Origin of the sequence: Brachyspira pilosicoli (assembly GCF_008016535.1) — a bacterium.
Classification (GTDB): domain Bacteria; phylum Spirochaetota; class Brachyspiria; order Brachyspirales; family Brachyspiraceae; genus Brachyspira; species Brachyspira pilosicoli_A.
In genome coordinates, this window is the sequence record NZ_SAXY01000062.1 from 1 (window position 1) to 1375 (window position 1375).

At 30.7% G+C, this 1375-nt stretch carries 1 protein-coding gene; it reads left to right on the forward strand.

Annotation, left to right across the window (positions count from 1 at the left end; all coding sequences use genetic code 11):
- A partial coding sequence (ligA, locus tag EPJ72_RS10175; protein WP_147732044.1) for an NAD-dependent DNA ligase LigA occupies positions 1-1146 on the forward strand: 1146 nt, incomplete at its 5' end.
- Between the last annotated feature and the right edge of the window lie 229 nt (positions 1147-1375).

Consider the following 1375-nt stretch of genomic DNA (forward strand, 5'->3'; position numbering starts at 1 on the left):
CTTGTAATAAAGGTTGATGATGTTAAGTATCAGGAGAAATTAGGATTTTTGTCACGTGCTCCAAGATTTGCAGTAGCGTTTAAATTTAAGCCAGAAGAAAAAGAAACTATTTTAAAAAACATAGAAGTACAAGTTGGACGTACAGGGGCATTAACACCTGTTGCAAAGTTAGAGCCTGTTCAAGTGGGTGGCGTTACTGTTTCAAATGTTACTCTTCATAACCCTAATGAGATAAAATCAAAAGACATAAGAATAGGGGACACTGTTGTAGTTATACGTTCTGGGGACGTTATACCAAAAATAGTGAGAGTGGTATTAGATAAAAGACCTTTAGACAGTAAAGTTTTTGAGTTTCCTAAAAAATGCCCTGTTTGCGGAGGCGATACTGCTGTAACTGACGGCGATGTAATTGTAAGATGTATAAATGATGAATGTCCAAGCAAGATTACAAGATATATAGAATATTTTGTTTCAAAGCCTGCTATGAATATTGATGGTTTAGGCAAAGAATGGATTAATGCATTTACAAAAAGCGGACTTGTTAAAACGCCTGCAGATATTTATAAGATAACAAAAAAAGATTTATTTAAGTTTGAGAGAATGGGAGAGAAGTTGGCAGACAATATGATAAAATCCATTGAAGAGAGTAAAAATACCACTCTAAAAAGGTTTATATATGCATTGGGAATGCGTCAGGTGGGAGAAACTACTGCAGACTTGCTTGCTAAATATTTTACATCTATAGATAATTTCAAAAAAGCAACCATTGAAGACTTACAAAATATTGAGGGCATAGGCGAAATAAGTGCTAAGAGTATTTATGATTTTCTTAACAATAAAAAATCATTAAAGTTAATAGAAGATTTAATTAATGCTGGAGTTAATCCTGTATTTGAAAAACTTACAACTGTAGAATCTCCTCTCACAGGAAAGAATGTTGTAATAACAGGTTCAATAGAAGGCTTTACAAGAACTTCAGCAAAAGAAACTACAGAAAGACTAGGAGCAACTGTACAATCTGCAGTATCAAAAAACACGGATATTTTGATTGTAGGAGAGAAAGCGGGAAGCAAACTTAAAAAAGCTCAGGATTTAGGTATAGATATAATGGAAGCAGATGAGTTTATAAAGATAGCTAATTTATAATTTAAATTATAATATTTTATTTAAGTGTTTTACTGATTTTGTCATTAAAATTAATAATATTTGTTTTATATAGGAAACATAATATAGAAATTGAGATTTTTATTGTTTAGGAGCCACAGATATTGCACGTTTTTTTAGTTTAAAAAAGTAGGTATTCCTTATAATTTAATTAATTAAAATAAAACAAAAGGAATACCTATGAAAGAATATACTTCAAATCAAAGAAAAA